Origin of the sequence: Pseudomonas sp. GM80 (assembly GCF_000282515.1) — a bacterium.
Classification (GTDB): Bacteria; Pseudomonadota; Gammaproteobacteria; order Pseudomonadales; family Pseudomonadaceae; genus Aquipseudomonas.
In genome coordinates this window covers 1-21701 of the sequence record NZ_AKJD01000008.1, presented here as the reverse complement: position 1 = coordinate 21701, position 21701 = coordinate 1, and the positions used below count along the sequence as shown (strand labels likewise).

The 21701-nt window shown below is 57.8% G+C and carries 26 protein-coding genes; 2 read left to right on the top strand and 24 right to left on the bottom strand.

Features of this window, described 5'->3' with window-relative positions; genetic code table 11:
- Positions 1 to 5: 5 nt before the first annotated feature.
- The 24 genes from PMI37_RS00985 to PMI37_RS00870 all read right to left on the bottom strand — a co-directional run bounded on the left by PMI37_RS00985 (position 6) and on the right by PMI37_RS00870 (position 18274).
- Positions 6 to 218, bottom strand: a complete 213-nt coding sequence (locus PMI37_RS00985; RefSeq protein WP_008077124.1) for a tail protein X — start codon at positions 216 to 218, stop codon at positions 6 to 8.
- On the bottom strand, positions 211 to 594 hold the full coding sequence (locus PMI37_RS00980) for a phage tail protein (RefSeq protein WP_008077123.1): 384 nt from the start codon (positions 592 to 594) through the stop codon (positions 211 to 213). The genes PMI37_RS00985 and PMI37_RS00980 overlap by 8 nt, the downstream gene beginning before the upstream one ends.
- Positions 594 to 2774 (bottom strand): phage tail tape measure protein, encoded by a 2181-nt coding sequence (locus PMI37_RS00975; protein ID WP_008077122.1) that lies wholly within the window; start codon positions 2772 to 2774, stop codon positions 594 to 596. The genes PMI37_RS00980 and PMI37_RS00975 overlap by 1 nt, the downstream gene beginning before the upstream one ends.
- Positions 2775 to 2902: 128 nt before the next feature.
- On the bottom strand, positions 2903 to 3484 hold the full coding sequence (locus PMI37_RS00970) for a phage tail assembly protein (RefSeq protein WP_008077121.1): 582 nt from the start codon (positions 3482 to 3484) through the stop codon (positions 2903 to 2905).
- Positions 3485 to 3709: 225 nt separating this feature from the next.
- Entirely contained in the window at positions 3710 to 4216 is a 507-nt protein-coding gene (locus PMI37_RS00965) for a phage major tail tube protein (RefSeq protein ID WP_008077119.1), read from the bottom strand.
- Complete coding sequence (locus tag PMI37_RS00960; protein WP_008077117.1) at positions 4216 to 5382, bottom strand: hypothetical protein; 1167 nt, start codon at positions 5380 to 5382, stop codon at positions 4216 to 4218. Before PMI37_RS00960 ends, PMI37_RS00965 begins: the two co-directional genes overlap by 1 nt.
- 2 nt (positions 5383 to 5384) lie before the next feature.
- Positions 5385 to 5570 (bottom strand): hypothetical protein, encoded by a 186-nt coding sequence (locus PMI37_RS00955; RefSeq protein WP_008077116.1) that lies wholly within the window; start codon positions 5568 to 5570, stop codon positions 5385 to 5387.
- A gap of 100 nt (positions 5571 to 5670) precedes the next feature.
- Complete coding sequence (locus tag PMI37_RS00950) at positions 5671 to 6099, bottom strand: phage tail assembly chaperone (RefSeq protein ID WP_008077115.1); 429 nt, start codon at positions 6097 to 6099, stop codon at positions 5671 to 5673.
- Positions 6100 to 6114: 15 nt separating this feature from the next.
- Positions 6115 to 8583: a phage tail-collar fiber domain-containing protein gene (locus PMI37_RS00945; protein WP_008077114.1), complete on the bottom strand. Its 2469-nt coding sequence runs from the start codon at positions 8581 to 8583 to the stop codon at positions 6115 to 6117.
- A complete protein-coding gene (locus tag PMI37_RS00940) occupies positions 8584 to 9219 on the bottom strand; it encodes a phage tail protein I (RefSeq protein ID WP_008077113.1) in 636 nt (211 codons plus the stop codon).
- Positions 9216 to 10211, bottom strand: coding sequence for a baseplate J/gp47 family protein (locus tag PMI37_RS00935; RefSeq protein ID WP_008077112.1), 996 nt, complete (start codon positions 10209 to 10211; stop codon positions 9216 to 9218). The genes PMI37_RS00940 and PMI37_RS00935 overlap by 4 nt, the downstream gene beginning before the upstream one ends.
- The gene (locus PMI37_RS00930; protein ID WP_008077111.1) at positions 10208 to 10540 is read right to left on the bottom strand and encodes a hypothetical protein; all 333 of its coding nucleotides are present in this window, start codon (positions 10538 to 10540) and stop codon (positions 10208 to 10210) included. The genes PMI37_RS00935 and PMI37_RS00930 overlap by 4 nt, the downstream gene beginning before the upstream one ends.
- A gap of 14 nt (positions 10541 to 10554) precedes the next feature.
- Positions 10555 to 11163 (bottom strand): phage baseplate assembly protein V, encoded by a 609-nt coding sequence (locus PMI37_RS00925; RefSeq protein ID WP_008077110.1) that lies wholly within the window; start codon positions 11161 to 11163, stop codon positions 10555 to 10557.
- Positions 11164 to 11166: 3 nt separating this feature from the next.
- Complete coding sequence (locus PMI37_RS00920) at positions 11167 to 11688, bottom strand: hypothetical protein (protein WP_008077109.1); 522 nt, start codon at positions 11686 to 11688, stop codon at positions 11167 to 11169.
- Between the two features lie 73 nt (positions 11689 to 11761).
- Positions 11762 to 12100 carry a phage holin family protein gene (locus PMI37_RS00915; protein ID WP_008077108.1) on the bottom strand — a complete coding sequence of 113 codons (339 nt, stop codon included), beginning with the start codon at positions 12098 to 12100 and terminating at the stop codon, positions 11762 to 11764.
- A 157-nt stretch (positions 12101 to 12257) separates the two neighbouring features.
- Complete coding sequence (locus PMI37_RS00910; protein ID WP_008077106.1) at positions 12258 to 13112, bottom strand: putidacin L1 family lectin-like bacteriocin; 855 nt, start codon at positions 13110 to 13112, stop codon at positions 12258 to 12260.
- A gap of 7 nt (positions 13113 to 13119) precedes the next feature.
- On the bottom strand, positions 13120 to 13305 hold the full coding sequence (locus tag PMI37_RS31035; RefSeq protein ID WP_081500480.1) for a Com family DNA-binding transcriptional regulator: 186 nt from the start codon (positions 13303 to 13305) through the stop codon (positions 13120 to 13122).
- Positions 13306 to 13551: 246 nt separating this feature from the next.
- The gene (locus PMI37_RS00900; RefSeq protein ID WP_008077105.1) at positions 13552 to 13956 is read right to left on the bottom strand and encodes a tail fiber assembly protein; all 405 of its coding nucleotides are present in this window, start codon (positions 13954 to 13956) and stop codon (positions 13552 to 13554) included.
- 125 nt (positions 13957 to 14081) lie between these two features.
- Positions 14082 to 14510 (bottom strand): tail fiber assembly protein, encoded by a 429-nt coding sequence (locus PMI37_RS00895; protein ID WP_008077104.1) that lies wholly within the window; start codon positions 14508 to 14510, stop codon positions 14082 to 14084.
- A gap of 557 nt (positions 14511 to 15067) precedes the next feature.
- A complete protein-coding gene (locus tag PMI37_RS00890) occupies positions 15068 to 15802 on the bottom strand; it encodes a LexA family transcriptional regulator (protein ID WP_008077103.1) in 735 nt (244 codons plus the stop codon).
- Positions 15803 to 16137: 335 nt separating this feature from the next.
- Entirely contained in the window at positions 16138 to 16518 is a 381-nt protein-coding gene (locus PMI37_RS31030) for a DUF1090 domain-containing protein (RefSeq protein ID WP_008077102.1), read from the bottom strand.
- Entirely contained in the window at positions 16515 to 16874 is a 360-nt protein-coding gene (locus tag PMI37_RS31750; protein WP_008077101.1) for a hypothetical protein, read from the bottom strand. Before PMI37_RS31750 ends, PMI37_RS31030 begins: the two co-directional genes overlap by 4 nt.
- A 201-nt stretch (positions 16875 to 17075) precedes the next feature.
- A complete protein-coding gene (locus tag PMI37_RS32130; protein WP_045122904.1) occupies positions 17076 to 17567 on the bottom strand; it encodes a hypothetical protein in 492 nt (163 codons plus the stop codon).
- The gene (locus PMI37_RS00870) at positions 17534 to 18274 is read right to left on the bottom strand and encodes a winged helix-turn-helix domain-containing protein (RefSeq protein ID WP_008077098.1); all 741 of its coding nucleotides are present in this window, start codon (positions 18272 to 18274) and stop codon (positions 17534 to 17536) included. Before PMI37_RS00870 ends, PMI37_RS32130 begins: the two co-directional genes overlap by 34 nt.
- 251 nt (positions 18275 to 18525) lie before the next feature.
- Between PMI37_RS00870 and mutS the strand changes: the two genes are divergently transcribed.
- Positions 18526 to 21096, top strand: a complete 2571-nt coding sequence (gene mutS / locus PMI37_RS00865; RefSeq protein ID WP_177323291.1) for a DNA mismatch repair protein MutS — start codon at positions 18526 to 18528, stop codon at positions 21094 to 21096.
- A 163-nt stretch (positions 21097 to 21259) separates the two neighbouring features.
- Positions 21260 to 21583 (top strand): ferredoxin FdxA, encoded by a 324-nt coding sequence (gene fdxA, locus PMI37_RS00860; protein ID WP_008077096.1) that lies wholly within the window; start codon positions 21260 to 21262, stop codon positions 21581 to 21583.
- Positions 21584 to 21701: the final 118 nt, after the last annotated feature.

Here is a 21701-nt window from a genome sequence, read left to right as displayed (position 1 = left end):
CCTCCTTAGTCCCAGGCCAAAACCGGTTTGATCGCGGCGGGTCTGCTGTCGAGTTCCGGCAGCGTTACCCATACGCCCGCCGGCAAAACCGGGCCGTATTCGGCCAGGGTCGAATTGAGCTTCCACAACGCTGCTTCGGCCTGATCGTCTGAGCGCCCGGTTTCGCGGTAGAGCAGCAGATTCACCGAATCACCGGCCACGCTTCGTACCTTACGCATTGTTGAACTCCGCCAATTCGAGTACCCACTTGATTACCATCGCAGTGCCGTCATCGATGACCTCGCTCTGGTTTTCCTGAACGCTGTTGATCCGCCACAACCCCCAGTTGCGACCGATACCGTCAATCAACGGCAATGGCACACGCAGTGCCTGAAGAGCGCGCAATTCATCGAGCCGTTCCATGGCCACGGCGTACATCGCGGTGCCGCTGATGGTCAGGGTTTCCGGACTTTGTCCAATCTGACTGGACTTGGGTTTACTGGTGAGAATGGGCAACTGCGTCCAGCCACCGTCCGACTTCCTCGCCAGCGTGCTGTAGGCGAAGTTGCGGGACAGGCCGAAGATGAAACTGCCCAATGCCATTTGTTGTTTCATCAGGCGACTCCATCGGTCAGGGCTGCGTCACGGCGGGTGGCGAGGGGGTTGGTGCTCATCAAAGGCGTAAAGTCAGACGTGAAATGTGACTGCATGACTTGCGCGACCATGGCGGTCACTTTTTCAGCGCTCACCAGGTCTCCGCCACTGAAGTGAAAGGCGGGCGCGTAGGTGACATTCTGATTCTGCTGATTTTGCGCTTGCACACTGCTCAGGCCTGCGCTGACTTCTGACGGTGGAGCAAGCTGATCGGGCGCTGGTGTTGCAAGCTTTTCACCCAGAGCGCCCCCTTCCTGACTGCCGTAAAAACTTCCGATGGCGCCGCCCAATGCACCACCGATCAACGTACCGATGCCGGGCAGGATGAATGTACCGATCGTGGCGCCAATGCTCGCGCCAGCATATCCACCGGCCAAGCCACCTGCTGCCATGCCCACACCGCCGGCGACTTTTTTGGAATCACCTTCAGCCACGCCGTCAACGACTTTCATACCGGCTTCGACCATCGTCAACGGCATGCTCAATGGCCCTGCCACCCTGCCGAGCCGGGCACCTTGACTGATCAGGCTGCGGCCTGGCGCGGAGGTCAGATATTTGGCACGATTCACGGCGGCCGTACCGAGGGATCCGGCAGTGGCCGAGAGACTGCCCAGCCCGGATCTGATGCTGGCCATTACCGGGCCTGTCCACGTGGCGGCCTGGGAAGCCAATGTGCCTAATGGGTTGCTGCCCTTCAATCCGGCAACCATCAGGATCAACGCGCCAACAAGTGCCGGGGCCTTTTCCGCCACCTCGCTCAAGCCATCGGCCGCCCCTCCGACTGTGGCCGTAAGGACGTCAAAGACTGGCAGCACGGTATCGCCGGCGGATGAATAGAGTCGATCCTTCTGCGCACTGAAGATATTCCAGCGTGTCTGGGAAGTATCCGCGAGTGTCAGGGCGCTCTGATCAACTGCCCCTGAGTACTGTTTCTTATCCGCCACGAGTGCAAAGGCGCGTTGCACCTCAGCGGTATTCTCGAGCATTTGCCGAAGCGGTTGGTTGACCGTAAACAACGTTGTCGACAACGCGGATTGTTCATCGGGGGAGCGCTTCTTCAGGGCCTCGAGCAACTCCATTATCGCGCCCGGAGCATCGCCCTGCATTTTCTCGGCCATGGCTTTGGGGTCGAGCTGCAACTGAGCGAACGCCTCTTTCTGGCTTGCAGAAGCTTTATCGCCAAGTGCCAGTGTCGTCGTGATTTTCTCGAACGCTACACCCGCATCGGCCTTGTTTACCCCGGCGTTAAGCAACGCCGCAGAAAACGCCGCGGCTTGTTCGGGCGCCATTCCGGCGCCTTTTGCCGAGGTGCCGTAAGAGCCCAGAATCGAACCGATATCAGCGGCGGAAGCGGCCAATCGACTGTCGAGCAAACTGGTCGCGTCGGCGAGATCCAGGGTTTGCGCGCGATCGAGACTCATCGAGGTACGCCAGCCGATCAACAGATCCGCGGCATCCTGTGGTTTCATCTCGAACGCAGTCGCCGTGACCGCCGTGTCTCTGGTGAAATCCATCAGGTCGTTTTGCCTGGCGGCTTGATCGATATTGCCTTCGGCATCCAACCGATCATTGCCGACCCCGCCCTTGGCGCCAGCGTAGCCGATGCTTGCCAGCTCAACCGCGGTTGTACCGCCGGCAGCCACCTTCGCCTCGGTGGCCATCTTCTCCAGCGCGACCTGCAACGTTTTGCGTTGGTTGCCTTCAAGGCCGACGACCAGATCCAGCCTCGCCATCGCGGCGTCGAGATTGATGGCCGGTTGCAAAGGTTCATAAGGAGGCGTGGCGGTCCTGGCACTTGGAGTTTTTTGCTCGGCGCCAAGGACCGTACCGCCCATTTGTGCTTGTCGGTCGTTCAGTGCCTGTTGCAACGATTGCTGTGACATCAGCACCGTGTGTATCGACCCCAGCACATCCCTGAGCTGAGCCTGTTCGGCCGTCAACTGACGTAGTTCGGCGGTGGCATCTGCCAGCGCCAGACCAAGCCCGGCAAATACATCATCCGGTTTCGACGTCGGCTCTGAACCTGCCAAATCGGCGCCTCGCGCAGACAGCGCTGGAGACCTCATGGTGGCCGTGGTGCCGGGTACTTGCACCTCTTGATTGACCGTCGCGAACGTCAACCCATAGTTATCGTCTGCCATGCCGCTCTACTCCTGTTTCACGCCAAGGCGAGTGATCGCTATGTCGTAGCGGCGCAACGCCTTTTCGGCGTCCCATTCCAGAATCTCCGCCTCACTTACCGGGTAAATGAGCGGGACGATATCGAGGATTACTTCGATGTCGCGTTCCGAAAGTAGGCCGCCGGCTGGTTTAAAAAATCGTCGATGCGCACCTGCAATTGCGTCCAGTCCGGGACGGTCATCAGGGCCAGATCGGGGATCATCAGGCCGGTGCAATGGGCGGTGATGAACTCGGCGCGTTCCTTGGCCGTTTTCAGTTTCTTCATCACTTTGGTGGCGCGCAGCACCGGCATTTCCAGGCTCAGCGAGGTCACGGTACGGCCGGTGACGGCGAGCGGTTGCAACAGCTGGATCTGATCGGGATCGGCGGATTTTTCCGCGTCTTCGACCTGGTCGAGAAAGTACGCTGTCGGACGGGTCGACATCTCGTGTACGTACTGCGCGATGCTCACGTAGTCCGGGCGTTTGAGCTGGTCGAGTTCCTTGACCGACAGGCCGGTGGCGAGCAGCGCCAGTTCGAAGAACTGATCGTCTTCGTCATCGCCGACACGCTCCAGCGCTTCTTTCTGTGCGGCGTAGAACAGTGGCTTGAGCTGGATCTGATCGATCTGCGAACCGTCGTCACCGGTGATTGGCGACAGCAGATCATGCTGGGGTGGCATCCACGACATGTATGAATTCCTTGGTGATTCTTGAGGGGGTGTAGCAAAGCCCTTGCAGGAACGGCTTTTGTGGCGAGGGGATTTATCCCCGATGGGCTGCGTCGCAGCCCCACACTGAACGCTCGATTTTTCAGCTACAACATGAGCTTGGAATCGGGGCCGCTGCGCAGCCCATCGGGGATAAATCCCCTCACCACAAGGCTCACTCCTACAGGTTTTTTGCGGTGCGCCGGGTTACGGCATCAGCACGGCGCGGCGGGCATCGCCGAGGATGTCGACGCCGTTGAGCACGAACTTCTGCGTGCGCACGTCGATGTCGATCACTGGAATACCGTTTTCCAGACGGTTGTAGGTGCGGCAGGAGAAATCCAGGGTCGTCAGGGCTTTGCCACCCATTTTGATTGCGTCTTCACCCATGGTTTTGAGCTTGCCGCCGATGGTGTGGTAGGTGAACCAGGTGTTGCCGTCCTGATCCTGACCGGCTTCACGTACGTTCAGCAGGATGTCGTCGCCCAGCTTCACGCCCATGGCGAGCAACACTTCTGCGCCCGTACCTTGCAGCTTGATCTGAGCATTGAGCGCCTTGGCACTCTTGGCCATTTCTTCAATGATGAAACGGCCACCGGTCATGTTTTCCATCTCGAAATCAATCTTCGGCGGAGTAAATTCTTCTACTGTCGCCGACAGCGGCAGGCCTTGCAGGGTGGCCGCGATGGCCTGTCTTACGCGGTTGGTAAACATTAGAGAACGTCCTCCAGGAACTGCTCGATGATTTCATCGCGGGCGTTGAGTTGATAAACCATGTGTTCGTTCGGCGCGTAGCGGCCGTAGTCGATGACCACGTACCAGGTGCCGTTCTTGTACTTCTCGACGCTGTTGAGTTCCGGGTGCAGATACACGCTGCCGCCAGGAATGGTTTCGTCGGCGACCAGGGTTTGCAGCCAGTCGTTGATGCGCTTGACCTCTTGATCCATGAAGGATTTGGTGAGGTTCTTGGCCATGGCTTTCTGGCCGGCCTTGACCAGCTTGCGGCTGATCGCATCTTCCAGACCGACGTAGCTGATGAACTTGCCGGTGATCGAGCGGTTACCCAGCAACGAGAAGCCGCCGAGCACGGTGCGAGCGTAGTAGCTGACGCCGTAGCGGTTGAGCAGATCGCCTTCGGTGGAGGTGTCGAGAATGTTGTATTCAACGACCCGCGAAACGTCCTCGGCGTAGGTCACCTGGTTGCCCGGGCTCTCCCACTGCTTGACCTTGGCCAGTGCGGCAATCGCCAGACTCGACGGCGACAGGAAGACGTTTTTCTTCGCCACCTTCGAGTACACGGCCGGCATGTTGTGCACCACCAGGCAACGGTCGAAACCGAGATCGGCGCCGCCCAATTCCTGGCTGTACAGCACTTGATCGGCGACCGAGGCGTCCTTGCCGTCCAGCACCACACGGGCTTTGATGCGCTTGCCGAACGAGGCGAACTCGCTGGCCACCGCTTTGGTGCCGGTGAAGCCCGGTGCACCGATGATGGTCAGGTCTTCCGGGACACTGCCCAGCGCGGCCAGACCGAGCTTGCGGCCAGTCAGCGGCTCGACGCCGCCGATCACTGCGTTGACGGTGTCGGCCGGGGTTGCGCCTGCCTCGACGATCACCACGTAGACCGGCACCTTGACCACTTTGAGGATCTGGTAAACCGCGTGGTACAGCGTGCCTTCTTCCGCACCGGTCGGATCGAGCAGCGCGTGGGTAGTGAAGCTGTTGATGCGGAACGGTGCGTTACGCGGAATCAGCGGATCGGCGTTCGGCGCGGTGCCGACCAGACCGATGACGTTGTCACCCAGGCCACCCATGGCCTCGGGGGATTCAGTGGCATTGACGGTAATGCCGTTGTGCTCGAAGTTCAAAACCTCAGCCATGTTCAGTCAGCCTTCTTGGCAGCGGCCTTTTTGGCCTGGGTGGATTGGGTTTTCAGTTCCAGTCGACCGGCGAAGTGCAAGGCACTGGCCTCGACGTCGAGCAGATCGAGTTCCTGGCCGATGCTCGACCAGTGCCCACCGCCGGTGGGGAATGGGACGAGCACGGTGTAGGTTTGGCGGGTTGCCATTTTTCGTTTCTCCATAAACGGGAAAGCCCCTCGTGGGGAGGGGCTTGGCGGGTGTTGAGTTTTTTGAGCGGATAAGAAAACGCCCCGGGGTTCGGGGCGTTCAACGTACTTGCAGAGCGATCCAATCAGGTTGTTCAGGCCGAGCCTGCTCCTTCGGAAATTGCTCTGACTGTGGCCAATCGCGCAAGTCCTTCAAATAAGCCAGCAACGCCTGATATTGATCGACGGTCAGTGTTGTATCGCTGGACATTTCGAGTTCATCGCGATGACGTTCACGCAACCACTTCATGTTTTCAATCTTGCCGTCACGCCAAATGCGCTCCCGATCAGCCTCGGATTCACGGTCCAGTTCAGGCGTCCTCAGGACAGGCCTTCCATGCTCATCTGCACCGATCACCAGCGATTGCGCTTCTCCCGCTAAAAGCTCAGAGCGCAGCTGTGTGGTGATTTCCACTGCATCGTCAGGCATTGCAACGTGAACGGCATCGTCGTAAAAGCCACCAGTCGAGGCGGCATAAAAAAGTGACATGAATAATTCTCCCTGTTACCAGCCGATCGAAATCCACGGCCCATTCGGTTGACCACTGCTACCGATGGCAGAAACAGTGAACTTCGTAAGACCGCCGTACATGACACATAGGGTGGAAGTGATCGAGGTAGAGCCCGCCGAAGAACTGTTGCCGACCAGCGTCATGATTTCGGCAGTCGGATAGGCTATCGGGTACGTAACGCTCACTTGGGCTCCTGCCGCAATCGCATTGATCGTCCCCCACTGGATGATCACTCCACCCAGCCAGCTCGGCAGCATGAGGTAACCAACTCGCTCCTTGGACATAGAAAAGCCCCAGCGCAACTTCTTCGGCGTGACAATGGTTTTGTCATCCACGCCAGCATCGGTCTGTGCCTGAGAGGCCAGTTTTGCCGTGCCTTGATTGGGTTCAGTCGCTTGTTGCGCGAGAGCGGTCAGCGCACTGATGTCAATGTTTCCCTGATTGATCGGCGCGTTCCAGGCTTTGATGCACCACATGACGGCGAGGTTGCGTGGGCGCATGACTCCCAATGCCCCAGCACTAACCGGAGTGTTGCCAGCGGTGAATACCGCATTGGAAACGCCGTAATCTGTCGTGTTATGAGGATCAAGCCCATGTGCGTCCTGAAGTCCGGCATCTGATGCCGTGTTATGCCAGAGGCCCGAAACAGCCGGAGAGACATTGGAGGGGTCGAAAGACTGGAGGCTACCCTTCTGCCAACTACCAATCGGGCGTCCGCCATCAACACCTCGCCCATGATCCCAGCCACGAAGAAACTCGCCACGAGACTCCGGCAATCGGAAGTTACCCGCGCCTTCATTGCCTTTGTTATAGACAGTGCCGAGATAGGCTGCCAGATCCGGATAAGTCGCAATGCTCTGCACACTGCCGTCCAACTCTAGATAACCGGGAGCGACGATGCCGGTCGGAAATGCCAGAACAGCGCCAACTGGAACAGCGGATTTAAGCCGCTCAACTTCCTTGGCCAGCGCGGCGACATCGATGGTTCCCTGATTGACCGGGGCGTTCCAGGCCTTGATGCACCACATGACGGCGATGTTGCGAGGGCGGGTTTCAGGCTCTGCACTTTGGCTGTACGTTCTAGGGGTTCCGAACGGCGTATTGAAGCCATGATTATCGCCCACCGTACGAGCTAACCAATCAACGGGATTGTCTTTAAGCACGACAGTAGGCGTTTGGCCAGCCGGATCGAATACCTGACCACCACCACTTTCTGTTGGAAGATAGTGATAGTGGTTTTTTAGCGAATCCGCCTGCGCGCTACCCGCCGCCCGCCCTGTATCAACCCCACGCCCATGATCCCAACCACGCAAGAATTCCCCACGCGCTTCAGGCAAGCGGAAATTACCAATACCCTCATCACCCTTATCAAACTTGCCGCCCAGATATGCACTCAAGTCCGGGTAAGTCGCACTGCTCTTGACGCTGTTATCCAGCTCCAGAAAACCCGGCGGCGGTGCATCAACCGGGAACGCGACAATCGACCCCACCGGCAACGCCGATGCCTTGGCAATCAGCGCTTCAACTTCAGCCTTGGTGTATGAATCCTTGATACCAAATCCAGCCAGCGTCTCGGGATTCGCACCCGCCGTGGCCCGACCATATTCATCAACGGTCAGGCTCTTGTAAGTCCCAGCCGCAATCCCGGTACGCCCGGCCAGCATCTTGAACGTCAGCGCGGTAGTACCAAGGGTGATCGGCGCGTTGGTGGTCAGGTGCCACAACGAATCTCCATTTGCTGTGCCCTCCTCGACCATGACCGTCAGGCCCGGCGTAACCTTGGCGTTACTGTTGGCATCGCTCGCCCGTACCCAGTCGCCATTGGCGACAATCCACAGGCCGTTGTCCTTGGCCAGCGTCTGGCTCGGCAGCAGCACACGGTCACCGGCAATCACCGCGACACCGTCGATCTGCTGCGCGCCGTTCAACACGACATTGCCCGTTGCAGCGACACGCACCGATTGTTTGCCATCAAGTTTGCCGAGTTCTTCGGCGAGGTAACTCATGACCCAGGCACGCGTGGCTTTGACGACGGTGTCGTCGATCAGCAACGTTACCAGGGAGGCGTTACTGGTCTCGAAAATCGAGCGAATGTAGAACTCTTTACCCGAACCCGAGGTGGCCAGAACCGGTTTGAACGACTCCGGATATTTGACGATAGCGTAGAGAATCCCAGTGTCAGTCCACAGCCCTGCTTCCCGCACATACCAACCGCCAACATCCGGCGGAATGGTCACTTCGGCGAGCAGCCAGCTCGGATTTTTCTCGTCCTGGAACAGCGCATTGAGCGGCCCGCGCCAGACTTCGCGCTTCAGCGCAGTGGCGGTCGCGGCCGGGTTGTAGACCGAGCCGCCGCCGTCGCCGACGGAAATCTGCGTCAACTTGATCGGCACGCCCGCAGCTTTACAAGCCGTTTCGTAGGCAATCCCTGCGTTGGTGAGCAGGGTGTAATAGTCAGCCATTCAGGCCCCCTGAGGATAAATTGTGGATGTTTCGACGGTGTACATACCGGCGCCCATGAACGCCTCTCCCGAGGTTTCCAGCCCTTCGATGAACACCGGATAAATCGTGGTCAGTTCGCCGCAGAAGGTCGCGGCGCCGATGACGTGATTGCCGAAAGCGCTGAGGCCAACGGAGACCGTCAGCACATCGCGTTCGCTCTTGGCATCAGCCAGACGTCGATCGAGACGGGCGTCGATTGCTTCGCTGTAGGGTTGCTCGCTGAAGGCTCGTACGGAAAAACTGTAAGGCGCACCGGGCGGCGTCTGTTCGTACCAGGCGCGGATCTCGGGTCTTAACTGCAAACCCTTGGCGGCGTTTTCCAGCGCCTTGCGAGTGCCGGCCTGACGCGCGGTGGGCCAGGCGAGTTCGACGGTCAGGCGTTTTTCGGCTTGCGGCGCGTCGGTGCTCCATTCAGCAACACCACGATCCGCTGCCAGATACGGCAGAAAATCGGCGGGTGTTTCTGCAGGATTCATCAGCTCGGGAAACGGCGGAGCAATGCGATCAAGCAAGGCGCCAAAGCCCAGATCCAGGCCTCGTTCGAGGGTCGAACTGTTGGCTGGCAGCAGCGTTGCACGCTGAGTTTTGTCACTCATAGCGTCAGCACCTCGACTTCAACTGCCGTGCAATACGGCGCTTGAAACGCTGTCGTCACAATCGGCACCAGCGGTTCAAGAATCTGCAATTGCACGGCGCCGGCGCTGTGCAGCGTGTAGTCGATCCAGCTCGGATCAACCCGGCCTTCGAGGCGATGACAGCTGTCGGCGTAAGCCTGCAACTGCGCTTGCGCAGCAACTTTGGTCAGGCCCGAATCGGGGCCGGAATTGATCTTGGCGACGACGCGGATCTTGTAGCGCTGGATGTCGGCGCCTTGCACGGTCACGAGGTCGGTTTCAGGTCGCACGTCAGGTCGGGCGAAGTGCTGGCGAACGCCGTCAAGCAACACTTCGGACGGCGTGCCGTCACCTTCACGCGAAAGCACAGTGACCTGCACTTCGCCGGGGGCCGTGCGCCGACCATTGCCATCCTTGACCTGTGCGGCGAGGCCGTCCGGGTTGAAGGTGTAGGTGACGTTGACCACGCCGGCATCGGTGGACTCGACTTGCACCGTCGGCCGTTCGCCGAGCGTAAAGACCTCACGGCGATACTGCATCCGCGAACCCGCCGCTGGAGCGTGCGGCGCCAGGTAATAACGCAGCCGAGCGTCGTCATCACTTTCATAAATCGCCGGCACTGGCGGGAATGCCGCCGGGTCGCCAGGATCGAGCAGTTGCCGCTCAAGGCCCATGTCCGCCAGTCGTGCATCGAGGTTGCTGCCGGTCGCCCACCACGCCAGCATCTGCTTGATGCGTGCGTTGTATTTGCGTTCATGGGTTTGCAGGCGCACGCAAAACGCCTCCAGCGCCAGGGTCAGCAATTCGCTTTCGTTGTCCAGGCTGGTCTTGAGTTTCGCCGCACTGTCCGGAGATCGCGCACCGACGTATTCAATGACGAACGTCTTGAACTCGGCGAGCAAGTCTTCGAACGCTTCGACGGTGATCAGCGCGGGTTCGGCCAATTGGTTCTGACCGGGGATCAACATGCTCATGTCACGACCTCGAAGGTTTGTTGACGGTTTTTCCAGGTGCCGGCGAACCGCAATAACAGGCCGGCACCCTGACGGCTGGCGACGATCACTTGCGGCTGAAAATCATCGATGCCGTTTTGCTTGTTGTAGAACGCTTGCGCCGCGTGGCTCTGGGCCAGAAGCAGAACGTCGTCGCCGAGGTTGTGCCCCAGCAGCGTGGGGATCAGCGAGCCATAAAGCGGCCGTTTTTGCCGGGTGCCCAGCGGCGTGGTCAGGGCCCGGGTCGCGCGCTGCACAAACTGCAGCCAGTCGTCGACCGTGGCCCCGCTGTCTCTATCGATTCCGATCATGGGAGGCTCTTGAATCAGGGGCTGATGACACGGCCCTGGTGATCGACCAATGGACCGCTGAAGTGCACGCCCGAAGGGTCGATGGTCAGGCCGACGGCACCCATTTGCAGGGTGATAAGTTGCGGCATCAGCGCCAGTCTCGCCGGGCCGATGCTCAGTTCCAGCGACTGGCGAGAACCGCTGAAGGCCGCCGGGCCGTTTTGCCAGTGCAGAGTGTGGGTGGCGTCGTCGTAGCCGCTTTCGCTGCCGTCGACATGCACCCGACGGGTCAGCGTCGGCACTGTTGACGCTGGCGGAAAGCGCTCACTGTTCAAGCCGAACAACGCCACGCTCTGCGCGCCGCTTTCGCCGCTGCCGTAGTTGAACAGCAGACACTGCTCGCCCACTGTCGGAATCCGCGACTCGCTCTGCGCGCCGGCACTCGGGTTGAAGAATTTGATGGCCGGCGTCAGCAAGCCACCGTGACTGACCTGGCAGGTGTTGCTCGCGGCATCGACCGACTGGCAAATGCCAATGCGACAGAAGCTTTCGGCGCGGCGGTGCAGGTCGTCGATTTCCGCTTCCATTTCGGCCAGGCGTTCGATGATCGGGCCCAGTTGCATGCGCAGTAATGCGTCGAACATCGGTCAGGCCTCCAGCGCGGTGTATTGGTCTGGATCGTCGATGTTGCTGACTTCCCAGGTGCGGGCAAATTTCGCTGTGCCGAGCGGGTCGTCAAGTAAGGTCGGGCCGAGGTAGAGGGTCTGGTTGAAGGTCAACGTCCAGGCCTTGCTTTGCAGATCGGCCTGAACCAGCAGTGACGGTGAACCATCAATATTCATCGGCAGATCGCATTGCGCTGCCGGCAAGCCCCAACGGTTATCCGTGATCAGGTTTTTCAGTGTGGCGATCAGATCGCACGCGGCGAACGCCGTGGCGGACCCGGCAGGAATGACTTGCAAGGAGAGCGTCAGCACGTGAGCAATTCGCCCATCCGCTGCGCGGACTCCCGGCGCGTCGCGTTCGATGTCGATCAACACCCAGGCCTGATCGCCCGGGGCCGTGAAGTCCTGAGGATTGCCGACCTGCACGTTGAGGCCAGCGGTGTTGCGCAAGGTTGTCGCCATCGCGCTGAACAACTGCGAGGGCTGCTGGATCATTGCGGGCATGCATGACCTCCTTTTCTAGTGTCCACGCAAAACCCCGCCGCAACTTATGCAGCGAGGCAAGAAATGAAGGAAATTACTGGGGATCGCGCGGAGGCACTTCGCCAACGCCGATGCGCTTGGCAGCCCAGCGTTCGTAAAGACCGATAGCCACGTCGGCCCCGGCCATGGCGGTTAGGCAGCCGAAAGCGCCAGCAGCCCAGATCGACATGCCGGCAGCGTACAACAGCATGATTGCCGATACGCCGCAGATCATGCAGGCGCCGGAGCGCAATGCCAGACGGCGTAACAGTGGCCAGCCGCGGGCGCCCTCCTTGTCGGCGCGCCACATTTCACCGGACACCCCTCCCACGACAGCAAGGAGGATGACCAGCCAGATTGGCATGTCCGCCAATGCTTGTTGCTCGTTTGTCATGTCACGCCTCCCGAGAGTGATTGATGAGTGTTGGGGGTCAACTACAGCTCCTATAGAGATATTCAAAAGTCGCTGAGCCAGGAATCGGGCAGACCACTCCAAAGTGGTCTGCCTTGCGTCGGATGCGCGGACAGAAAAAACTGCCCCCGCCCAGCGATCAGCCCCAGACGTTATCGAAAACGAAGTCCTTTACCTTCCAGTTTTCGATAGTGCTGCCTGGGTAAATGACACGGCGATGAGGGCGCAGCGTCGGTGTATAGCCAAAACGTGCCCACACCGGGAGTTCTTTCACCACGGACAAACGCCCATTGGCTTGCAGCTTCAACTCTGCACCCGCTTGGCCCGCTGTACCGGTGAACCAAAGTGGAGTGTTGTTTGCGCCATAAATAACGAAGTTGCCGTCAGGCTGCATAACGGCACGTGTTGCACCTTTATTCTGGGTCCAACTGGCCCATAGCACCCCCAAAGGCCCGTTCGAAACGACAAAATTCCCGTCCGACTGGAACACCATGGTGGTACCGCCTACGACATATCGCTTCTCGACTTCCAGCGTGGTACCGCCCGGAATGGCCAGTGATGGCTGAGTAAAATCAGGAAACAGCGCCGCATTACTCGCCCAATATGGAACCGACTCCACGATGACTAGGTTGCCATCGTCCTGAACCTGTACGAATGTGCGCTCTGCCGAACCTTTGTCTCCGGCAATCGGTACGCCGTTAATGGTCATCCACGCCCGCCCGCGCAAATGGTCTACGAGAATGCCTTGGGTATGGACATAGAAACAGTTCACCAAGTCGTTGTTCGGGTTGGTACTGACGGTGGTGTAAGGGTTGTTATCAGCCACCCAGGCCAACGCCCCGTTATCGTAGAGCGCCAGGTTGATATCTGGCTGCAAAAGCAACTTAAAACGTTTGCTCGGCGACTCAAGATACTGACCCGGCACCATGAAATGGCGAGGAGGCAAGACTGGCGTTCCATTAGCTGCAAATGGAGCAACGGAAAAAGAGGGCATAATTCACCTATGACGTCGAATGATAAGGTGCGGAGGGTTCCGCCTTCATGTCGCTCATAGGCGATTGCTCGAGGCTCGCAGCCCTCACATGATTCAATGTTCCGCATCGAGAGCACTTGATCTGGAGCTCTGTCAACTCGCCCACGCGGGCGAGCAGTCGTTTGCAATTACCACATCTGTAGTCTTTCAGCATCGGCAAGTCCTTTTGGTTTCCAGCCTGCTTTTCGTTATTGAAGGAGCGACCGGAGAGTTTGCCGCCGCAGATTCCATGTCGGTGGGACTAACAGACTGTCTGATCAGCAGTAACCAAAGGCTCACGTGGAGCGACCTTGCCTGTTTTGATAACCAGGTAAATCCGTAGCGGGAAGGCATATCAAACACGGGCGACTGATCGGATGCCGTGAAATGCGCGGCGCATTCAGTGGCGCATCAACACCTGTCAATAAGGCGCTACCGGCCAGACAATGTTGATCGGGTACCCCGATTGCTTATCGATGTCGCTCAATGCAATCGAGTAATGCTTGAAGGCCAGCAGCAGGGCCTGCTCCTCTGGAGTGGCAATACCGACATCAACTTTAAACGGCAGCGAGTTCATCAGCAGCCAGTTGGCAGCGGTATTCAGCAGTTGCCATTTCTGTTGCTCGGCTTCGTTGCGCAAGTCCTCGTCGGAGGGCGGTGTAAACGTCCAGACAACATTGAAGGTCGCCTTCCAGCCCACACGAATTTCGCTATTGCCGGTGACATCCACCCAAGTAGAAGACGGCGAAGCAGGCGCGTCTGGGCTGACATCCCCGTCCTTCAATTGGACGACTCTGTTGTATTCAACCAATGCATAGAGATTCATTTTCTGACTCCTGAATGTGTTGTTTGCGAAGACGTGATGAGAGGCAGATATTAAAAAAAGCCCGGCACTGGCGCCGGGCTTCTCGGACAGAAACGCCAAACTTGGCGCGAACGGTGATGGCTGGTTTAGAAAGGCGCGACCGGCCAGTTGATCGTGTAGGGGTAATCAGCCTGGGTTTTCACATCACTGACAGCGATGTGGTACTGCTGGTAGGCAAGCCATGCGGCTTGATCTGCAGGCGTGGCGACGCCCAGGTTCACTTTGAAATTCACCGGATTGATGGTCAGCCAACCCGACGCGAGTCCCAACTTGGTACGTACTTGCACGGCTACCAGATCCACATAGTCTTGATAAGTTGGCTCAGAGAAAACCCAGCCGCTTTCTGTGTATTCCGCTTTCCAGCCCACTTGAACAACGGTGTCAATGGCGACCTGATTCCAGTTGGCCTGTATCCCTGGCGGGATAACCATAGGTTGTTCTTCCGCATCCTGGATATCAACGACCCGGGGAAATGGAGAACTGGTGCCGTAATTGATCAGAACGTATCGATTCATAAATTTACCTTTTGAGATGGACAGCGATTGGGGTGTTTCAACCTGATCTGCCTTTCACTGCGCTGTATCAATAAATACGCGGCGTTTACCGCAGGCAGGCATTCCAAAAAGCCCGGTGAGGCACCGGGCTTTTCAGTAATGCGCTCCTTCGCCCTCCTTCAAATCCTGTGCTCAAGAAGGAAGCTGACTTTTCGGCGCTACTGGCGCGGTACGAGTCCATTCAAATTGTTTTTCCGACCGCGGTCCCTGCCCGCCGGATAACTGCTTCTGGTGCTTTACGCTGCACACCCGGGTCAGTTGCCAACCCTCTGAACCGTTGAGGCCGGTTCATCGCTGCCTGTTCTTGTGGAACTAAAGAGCTTGTCTTGCCAGCCGCTTTGTCGAGCGGCTTGGTGACAAGGATATGCACGGATGCATATACAGTCAATGCGTAAATGCATTTATTTATGCACGAGAAATGCGCGAATGCATGAAAGCCCCGCCACTGAAGGGTTTGCCGGTTTCGTCCAGGCGAAAAAAAACCCGCCGAGGGGCGGGCTTATCTGAAAACGGTTGGGTTAACGGGCGTACATGCCCCACCAGAAGACGTGACCGAGGATGACGATCTGTTCTTCCTGTATTTCCTGGAAGCTGTAGTCCTCATCCGGGTGCTCATCGCGATTGAAGCTGCGCAGGCGGATGCCGGTAGGCAGGCGATAAAGCTGCTTAACGCGCAGCTGGCCATTGTGATTGATCGCATACAGGTCGCCATCGATGATGTCGCCGATGCCGCACTTGCCCGCATTCACACCGACAGTGGCGCCATCACGCAACACCGGCAACATACTGTTGCCGCGCACCGTCACGCATTTGGCCTGGTCGAACTGCACACCGTTATGGCGCAGGCTGCGCTTGCCAAAGCGCAGGCTGGAGCGCTCGCTCTCTTCAATGACGAATCTTCCTGATCCAGCAGCCAATTCAACCTCGCGAAGAAACGGCACCGACACCTCGTCGTCATCGACAGGGGTGTCGTCGTCCCACAGCATTATGTCCTTGAGTTCCGCGTGTACGTCATCACGTACGGCACCGGCCGACGGCGCGACATCCGCGCGCCCGCGCAATTGATCGGTGCTCACGGCGAAGTACTCGGCGATCTTCGAAATGTGTTTATCCGAAGGATCGACGATCTTCCCGCTGAGAATCCGCGAGAGAGTGGATTGAGGCACGCCGGTGCGACGGTGGAGCTCCGTAGGGGAGATCCCGTGCTGGTCGAGCAGTGCTCTTAAGACGGAGGATACGTTGCGTTTTTGCATAACGCGCATAGTGCTTGAAGTTTTTCGTGAAGACAAATGCTGATTTGCATTAATAATGCATAAATCAGCATTTAGTTGAAAATAATATCACCGAGCCACCATCTACGGGTTGGAATGAGGCTCGGCAAATGGGCGCAATTCAGCCTTTGACTCGACGTGCCGCAGCATTGGCTCGCTTGAGCCGATCACTTCTGGCCTTCCTGTCGTAGTCATCTTTGGCGCCCATGATTCCGCCAGCGGCGTGCACCCAATCAGTTGCCGTACAGCCAGACATCAGCACGGCCGCAGTGAAGACTGACGTAAAGACAAGTATGCTTTTCATATTTGAGTTCCCCTTATTCATTCAGCACGCTGCGTAACTTAGCCCCGGCACGAGCCAACCTGGCTTCATGTTTCTTGATGACTTTTACATCGCCATACTGACGCGCCGCCTTCAAATGGTTTTGCCTGCGTCGCACTTCGGCCTCGGCTTTTTGAATGCTTCTGGACCGATCATCATCGGCGGAGGGCTCTCGACAGTAGCGCTCTACATTGGCCAGCGCTTGCTGCAGTCCAGCGACGCGATAAACGTTGTCGGCCGCCTCGGCCTGCTCAAGTTGTCGACTGATCCCGACGCGTCGTTGCGAACAATTTTCTCGAGAATCAGCAAACGAACTTTCCATGATTAAAACGCAACCCGCCAACAACGCGATACTGCACACAACATTTAACTTCATGAAACAAACCCCAAGTAGCTTGTTTTCCCGTTCTGGCCGGAAAAGTAACTAACCCGTGCCCATTCCTCACGGCAAGCCAATGTCTTTCTGATGCCTCTAAGTGCAGCAGCCATCATGTAATGGCATTGCCCTTTCGATATAGGGAAATGTTCAGCCAACCACACCACCGGAACATAAACATGATCAAAACAAACCAGCACCGGTGTGCGCTCATTCAACGTCGACACGCTGACATCTTTCTCTTTGCCACCGACTGCCGCGGCGACAAACACAGTTCCCTGACTGTTAATTGCAATTGATCGCTTCCAGGCCGGAGCCTTAGTTCCAGAAGGACCATGCACGCAAAACCAAAGCATTGATAAGTTCCCTCAACTGCCTAAACATCGTCATATTATTCAAGGCAACTACAACAGCCGCGCCGCGCTGACATTCAGGCAGTCACAGGGGCTCTTGGCTTGACTCGAATCACATTAACAACGCGGGGCCATCATGGCCTTACTGGGGGTCTTACTTAGTCTTACCTGGTCGCCTGAGGGGCCTTGCCCCCCGGTTTCAGGCTAGCGTGGGACATGGCACACGCCATTGATCAGATTATTGATATTGTAGTAATACTCGGCATCGGAGAAATAGTTGAAGGTGATCATGCCGCCCTGAAACCCTCTTTCCATAAATGGAAGTTCATCACCGGCCGTGTCGGCATCAAACGTTTCAACTGAGCGCGTCTTGAACAGGAAGCGCGAACTGTCCAGATGAGTAAGGTTAATATTAAACTTTCGATCATACGTATAGACTTTGCCCTGCGGTGTTCTGACGACGTAATACACAAAAAGTGCACCTTCCTTTGGATCAATCGTCATATCACCTACTCCATGCCATCTAGTTTTATGGTCGGGAGTATGTACAAAGTCGATCGACGCAAAACACGGTGCGCGTGGAACATCACGATGAATCAGATAAAAATACCTGAGCACCAGCGCAGCCACTACTAATAAAGACAGCAGCGCCAACAACGTGGTTATTTTTTCCCGACGAGCTGATAATTCACGCATATGGCCTCCCCTTTACTTTCAGGCTTGATGCATTTGATCAGTAATTGGGACAGCGGCTTGCGCACATAGTAATTAATATCGGACAAGGCTATTGCAGGCTCAAACTCGCTCAAGGCTTTAACAATTTCGTCCTTGGACATCTTTTCACTTTCTTCCACGTACAACTTCGCCTCACCGTCTTCCCAGATAAGTTTCCACTCTTCCAGGTCCGCCGGCTTTTTAAACATCAAGTAGGCGTAAAACAACGCAAGTGCAATCGTCGAAACAACCAGCACCGGTAATAGAAGGCGCGCCGAAGACCGCTCCCTTTCAGCAGGTTCGACGATGATCGTTTGCTCATCGCGTGGCACGGATTCAATATCGGGTAAATCGCCGCTGGTTCGCCTGATCTCACACAACAGCACGACGCCACGGCGGGGCAAGGTCTTGAGACTGTCCCGCGGCAAACCAACGTCAGCGAAATGCGCGCGGAGCAGGTGCAGGGTTTTGTAGTAACTGCTGTCGGAAATGACCAGCCCACGATCACCCCAGACCCGCGAAATGAGCAACTCTTTATCGGTAATACCGTCGATCAAGGCCAGCAGCAGGTCGCTCTCATTGCTGCCCAGGCAGACCGATCGCCCCGACCGGCTGAGGGTCATTGTTTGCGCATCGTAGTAGCAATCGTCCCCTGACGATCCTGAATCGATGCCTTCTGACTGTTCCAAGCGACTTCCTCGACTGACCTACAACCCACGCATTCTGATGATTCGATAGCTTTTCGGCACTATAGGACACAATGCCGGGCCAAGCGGCGGCGCGTTGCTGCATCCACCTCAAAAAAACTTCATACTCAGCCCCACTGAATCGACCCACGGGCCGCATCGCTGGCAAACACTCGCCATTTTGAAGATGCGAACCAACCCGTTTTTGCCTCGTCACTTTTACCGGTAAAGCTAAACCCCTGATGAATAAAGCTATTTCAGACCTGTCCTCCCACACCCCGATGATGCAGCAGTACTGGCGCCTGAAGAACCAGCACCCGGATCAGCTGATGTTCTACCGCATGGGCGACTTCTACGAGATCTTCTACGAAGACGCGAAGAAGGCTGCCAAGTTGCTCGACATCACCCTGACCGCGCGCGGGCAGTCGGCGGGGCAGGCGATTCCGATGTGTGGGATTCCTTACCACGCGGCGGAAGGCTATCTGGCGAAACTGGTCAAGCTCGGCGAATCGGTGGTGATTTGCGAGCAGGTCGGCGACCCGGCGACCAGCAAAGGCCCGGTCGAACGTCAGGTGGTGCGCATTCTCACGCCGGGGACGGTGAGTGACGAGGCGCTGCTCGATGAGCGCCGCGACAACCTGATTGCAGCCCTGCTGGGTGACGAGCGTCTGTTCGGCCTGGCTGTGCTGGACATCACCAGCGGCAGTTTCAGCGTGTCGGAAATCAAAGGCTGGGAGAACCTGCTGGCGGAACTGGAGCGGATCAACCCGGTTGAGTTGCTGATCCCGGATGACTGGCCAAGAGACCTGCCAGCGGAAAAACGCCGTGGCGTCAGTCGTCGTGCGCCGTGGGATTTCGAGCGCGACTCGGCGCTGAAAAGTCTCTGCCAACAATTTTCCACCCAGGATCTGAAAGGTTTCGGCTGCGAGAACCTGACCCTGGCCATCGGCGCCGCCGGTTGCCTGTTGGCTTACGCCAAGGAGACCCAGCGCACTGCCCTGCCGCACTTGCGCAGCCTGCGCCACGAACGTCTCGACGACACCGTGGTGCTCGACGGTGCGAGCCGGCGCAACCTGGAACTCGACACCAACCTGGCCGGTGGTCGCGACAACACCCTGCAATCGGTGGTCGATCGCTGCCAGACGGCCATGGGCAGCCGTTTGCTGACCCGCTGGCTGAACCGTCCGTTGCGCGACCTGACCGTGTTGCTGGCACGCCAGACCTCGATCACTTGCCTGCTCGATCGCTACCGTTTTGAAAAGCTGCAACCGCAGCTCAAGGAAATCGGCGACATCGAGCGGATTCTTGCGCGGATCGGCCTGCGCAATGCCCGTCCTCGCGACCTCGCGCGTCTGCGTGACGCCCTCGGTGCCCTGCCTGAGCTGCAAGTGGCGATGACCGATCTGGAAGCACCGCACCTGCAAGGTCTGGCGACCACCACCAGCACTTACCCGGAACTGGCGGCGCTGCTGGAAAAAGCCATCATCGACAACCCGCCAGCGGTGATCCGTGACGGCGGCGTGCTGAAAACCGGTTACGACAGTGAACTCGACGAGTTGCAGTCGCTGAGCGAAAACGCCGGCCAGTTCCTCATCGACCTGGAAGCCCGCGAAAAGGCCCGCACCGGCCTGAGCCACCTGAAAGTCGGCTACAACCGTATTCACGGCTACTTCATCGAGTTGCCGAGCAAACAGGCCGAGTCGGCGCCAGCGGATTACATCCGTCGGCAAACCTTGAAAGGCGCCGAGCGCTTCATCACGCCCGAGTTGAAAGAGTTCGAAGACAAGGCGCTGTCGGCCAAGAGCCGTGCCCTCGCGCGCGAGAAGATGCTTTACGAAGCGCTGCTGGAAGACTTGATCAGCCAGTTGCCACCGTTGCAGGACACCGCTGCGGCGCTGGCCGAACTCGATGTGCTGAGCAACCTTGCAGAACGCGCACTGAACCTCGACCTGAACTGCCCGCGCTTCGTCAGCGAGCCGTGCATGCGTATCAGCCAGGGTCGTCACCCGGTGGTCGAGCAAGTCCTGACCACGCCGTTCGTGGCCAACGATCTGAGCCTGGATGACAACACGCGCATGCTGGTGATCACCGGCCCGAACATGGGCGGTAAATCCACCTACATGCGCCAGACTGCATTGATCGTGCTGCTGGCGCACATCGGCAGCTTCGTGCCGGCCGCCAGTTGTGAACTGTCGCTGGTCGACCGCATTTTCACCCGAATCGGTTCCAGCGATGACCTGGCCGGTGGCCGTTCGACATTCATGGTGGAAATGAGCGAAACCGCCAATATTCTGCACAACGCCACTGAACGCAGCCTGGTGCTGATGGACGAAGTCGGTCGTGGCACCAGCACCTTCGACGGTCTGTCGCTGGCATGGGCGGCGGCCGAGCGTCTGGCGCAATTGCGCGCCTATACGCTGTTCGCCACCCACTACTTCGAACTGACCGTGTTGCCGGAAGCCGAGCCATTGGTGGCCAACGTGCACCTCAATGCCACCGAGCACAACGAACGCATCGTATTCCTGCATCACGTGCTGCCCGGCCCTGCCAGCCAGAGCTATGGCCTGGCGGTGGCGCAACTGGCCGGCGTGCCAAGCGAAGTGATCGTGCGTGCCCGCGAGCACCTCAGTCGCCTGGAAGACACCGCATTGCCGCACGAGGCGCCGAAACCCGCTGCCAAGGGCAAACCGGCGACGCCGCAGCAAAGCGACATGTTCGCCAGCCTGCCGCACCCGGTGCTGGATGAACTGGCTAAGCTGGATGTGGATGACCTGACGCCGCGTCGTGCGCTCGAAATGCTCTATGCACTGAAGAACCGGATATAAGCACTGAAGAAGCGGATATAACGCAAACCGCTTCAAGCTGTTAGAATCTCGCGCGGTTTGGGATGCTGCTGGCTAATAGCCTGGCCAGCAGGTATCGCTCCCGAACCTGGCGACCCCAACCGTGAAGGGGCAACGCTGCCGCCGCCTGAGGAGAAAATTAGAAATGACCTTCGTCGTCACCGACAACTGCATCAAGTGCAAGTACACCGACTGCGTAGAAGTCTGTCCGGTGGACTGCTTTTACGAAGGCCCGAACTTCCTGGTGATTCACCCGGACGAGTGCATCGACTGCGCCCTGTGCGAACCAGAATGCCCGGCCGTAGCGATTTTCTCCGAGGACGAAGTTCCGGAAGAGATGCAGGAATTCATTCAGTTGAACGTTGATCTGGCTGAAATCTGGCCAAACATCACCGAGAAGAAAGAATCGCTGCCAGATGCCGAAGAGTGGGATGGCGTCAAAGGCAAGATCAAAGACCTCGAACGCTGATTTGTCCCGCGTCCGAAAAAAAGGCCCTTAGGGGCCTTTTTTGTTTTTGTGCAATGCCTTCGACAGAGTCGCCAACCCGCCTGCGCTGACTTTTCTGCGGGTGTCTAGTCCTGAAATA